Here is a 2579-nt window from a genome sequence, read left to right as displayed (position 1 = left end):
TGTAATCTACAATCCTTTCAGTGGCAGAAGAGGAAGATTTAAAAACCGACAAAGATTAGAAGTATATAAATTAATCTCAGGAAAATATCAACTTCTAGAGAGTGAGAATAATCGAGTTTGGTTGCCAGAAATTGGCTTGGCACTGGGTTACGAAAAAGGAGAACATATTGCTTGGTATCGGGAATGGTTATACTGGTATGATCGGTCAGGAAATCGCTATCTAACGGCTGAGGAAAGAGCGATGAACGCAGAGGCGATCGCTGCTCAAGAACGGCTGGCGAAACAAGAGGCTGAACAAAAAGCCATCCGGCTGGCTGAAAGGCTCAGAGCGCTTGGCATTAACCCTGATGAAGTGTAAGGTCTGACTTCTCCAAGGTATCAACAACAACCCGCATCACCAATCATGTTTTAACGATGCCATGAGTGCGTCGTGTTCCGCAGCTGTTATGCCAAGAGTTGCGGCCTCGTGCTGTAATTTTCTGGCAATAATAGATAAGCTGGGACGACCTACCATAAGGCTGACAATTTCATCATCTGGTATAAGTGCCAGTGCTTCCCTAATTTCTTTGGCTGTGCCTTGGATTACTGTTGCTTGTGTAGTCATGATTTTTGATCATTCTAGGGCGAATCCTAGCATAATTCACAATTTAAGAAATTTTTACATTTTGCTCCCTGATGGCTTACTCCCAATTACAGGGGCGATAGATGCGATCGCAACCATTCCTCCAAATCTTCGGGTTGGGTAAAATCTAACAAAGCTTCTCCTAAAGCTTCCAGTTGATTAATTGAGAGAGCTTGAATTTGCGATCGCCTTTCAGGAGTCACTTCACCGATCCGACGCGAGAGGAGCCGCAGGATGAGCGCAGATTCTCCTTCCTGACGACCTTCCTCGCGACCGTCCTCCTTGGCTTCACGATATACCCTTGTATCTGCCAATTGTAGTCCTAGCATTGCATCAACCTCCTGCCGACTCAAGTTAGTCAACTTATACACCATAGCGATTTAGCCAAAGCACTAGGTCGTTTAATGCTGTAAAATCCAACAAAGCCTCAGCCAAGTACTCTAATTGCTCGATTTCTAGAGCCTGAATCCGGGCAGCCAACACCTCATCCACCGCACCAAAGCGACGTTGCAATAGACGCAAAATCAGGGCAGATTCTCCTTCCAGTCGTCCTTCCAGTCGTCCTTCCAGTCGTCCTTCCAGTTGTCCTTCCAGTCGTCCTTCTTCCTTGGCTTCACGATATACCCTTGTATCTGCCAATTGTAGTCCTAGCATTGCATCAACCTCCTTTCGACTCAAGTTAGTAAATTTATACACCATAATTGTGGCAATCATTTCTATTATGGCGCGACCTGCTTCTGGATCTGGAATTTGCTGTTGGGTTCTTGCTAGTAAATAGCGGGCCGCTTCTGGTGCTTGGGTTTCTTCCACAGTAGTGAGTACCATCAGGGCAACCCCTAGGGGTAACTGCTGAATTTCCCCTAATTCTTTCAGATAAATTCGATGCACCTGATTACAATTGAGGAGCGCTCGGTAGGGATGGGTGTTACTTTGTTCTAGACTACGGGTGGGATAGATGACAACAATGTGCCAATCGGTAAATCGTTCTCGCTGGCGATAAAAATACAAAAATGATTCGCCGAAAACCCGTTCATAGAGTCGTTCGTCTTTTTGAAATTGCACTTCGCAAAAATAGATCACCCCGCTACTATCATTATCGGGTGGCAGGAATACGCCATCGATCTCAAATTTGGGTTCTTTGACGGCTACGGAGTCAAATCGGTATTCGGTGGCATTAGCAGGTGGGTTTTCCAGTAAATCGAAGAGAAGGGAGGGGGATTGTTGGAAAAGCCGGTAAAATATCGAGTCTCGTTTCATGATGATCGGGATTGCACCATAGCTCTTTCCCGATCTTCCCATAAAACCCCCAAAAAAAGAGAGAGGAAACCCGTACCTCCTCTCCCTTGAGACATTATTTTCCAGCTTTGCGGACAGCACCCCTGATTTATTCTCCCCTTTGACTCTTGCATGAGTGCCTGAGTGCCTCTCCTAACCAAGAAATTAAGGTTCTTCGGTTTGTCTTATGCAATGGACGGGGTTATAAGGAATGAAACCCTTATAGAGAAAGACATTACCGCAATTTTTGTCAATTGTTTGCGATCTAGAGTGAACTAATCAATTAAATCCCTTACCAGATAAGGATTTAGTCGATTTATGCCCCCCTATCGAACCATACCAAGTCCCGAAGAGCCGAAATTAATCAGGTTGATGACATTAAAGAAAGCCTTGAGCCGAGTTTTGATGAAGTGCTTTGAGAAACTGCACAAAAACAACGAAATCTAAAACCGTAATTTTCTGTTAGAATTGGCAGTAATTAAACACCACGCTTGTAGGAGCTATGGTTAACCTCACCTATAACAAAAATCGACCTCTTCCTAGCGCCGAAGAATTGCCCTCTTCCGATGAAACTCCAGTGGACAATCAGTTACAGAATGATCTTCCCAACCTACTGCTAAATTTATTAGCCTTAATTTGGTCTGGTCGAGATGATTGGTATTTTGGGGTAGATATGGCTGTT

3 protein-coding genes and 2 pseudogenes are annotated in these 2579 nt (G+C 44.5%); 2 read left to right on the top strand and 3 right to left on the bottom strand.

The genetic code is table 11. From position 1 onward, the window contains the following. Positions 1-358 (top strand): annotated as a pseudogene (locus IM509_RS23900) (Uma2 family endonuclease); the annotation flags it as partial. 36 nt (positions 359-394) lie between these two features. Here the strand turns inward: IM509_RS23900 and IM509_RS23895 are convergent. From IM509_RS23895 to IM509_RS23885, 3 genes are all read right to left on the bottom strand, one after another. After that, the gene (locus IM509_RS23895) at positions 395-604 is read right to left on the bottom strand and encodes a hypothetical protein (RefSeq protein WP_002789010.1); all 210 of its coding nucleotides are present in this window, start codon (positions 602-604) and stop codon (positions 395-397) included. Between the two features lie 86 nt (positions 605-690). Then, complete coding sequence (locus IM509_RS23890) at positions 691-951, bottom strand: DUF4351 domain-containing protein (RefSeq protein WP_072927499.1); 261 nt, start codon at positions 949-951, stop codon at positions 691-693. A gap of 34 nt (positions 952-985) precedes the next feature. Beyond that, entirely contained in the window at positions 986-1879 is an 894-nt protein-coding gene (locus IM509_RS23885) for an Rpn family recombination-promoting nuclease/putative transposase (RefSeq protein ID WP_052277048.1), read from the bottom strand. Positions 1880-2399: 520 nt separating this feature from the next. Between IM509_RS23885 and IM509_RS23880 the strand changes: the two are divergent. Further along, positions 2400-2579 (top strand): annotated as a pseudogene (locus IM509_RS23880) (Uma2 family endonuclease); the annotation flags it as partial.

Origin of the sequence: Microcystis sp. M31BS1 (assembly GCF_020245285.1) — a bacterium.
In the GTDB taxonomy this organism is placed as follows: Bacteria; Cyanobacteriota; Cyanobacteriia; order Cyanobacteriales; family Microcystaceae; genus Microcystis; species Microcystis panniformis.
Note: the sequence above shows the minus strand (reverse complement) of the source record. Positions and strands in the feature narration are given on the sequence as shown.

Bases quoted from the DNA above. Each gene is read 5' to 3' on its own strand.
- IM509_RS23895 (WP_002789010.1), bottom strand. From the start codon at position 604: ATGACTACACAAGCAACAGTAATCCAAGGCACAGCCAAAGAAATTAGG.
- IM509_RS23885 (WP_052277048.1), bottom strand. From the start codon at position 1,879: ATGAAACGAGACTCGATATTTTACCGGCTTTTCCAACAATCCCCCTCC.
- IM509_RS23890 (WP_072927499.1), bottom strand. From the start codon at position 951: ATGCTAGGACTACAATTGGCAGATACAAGGGTATATCGTGAAGCCAAG.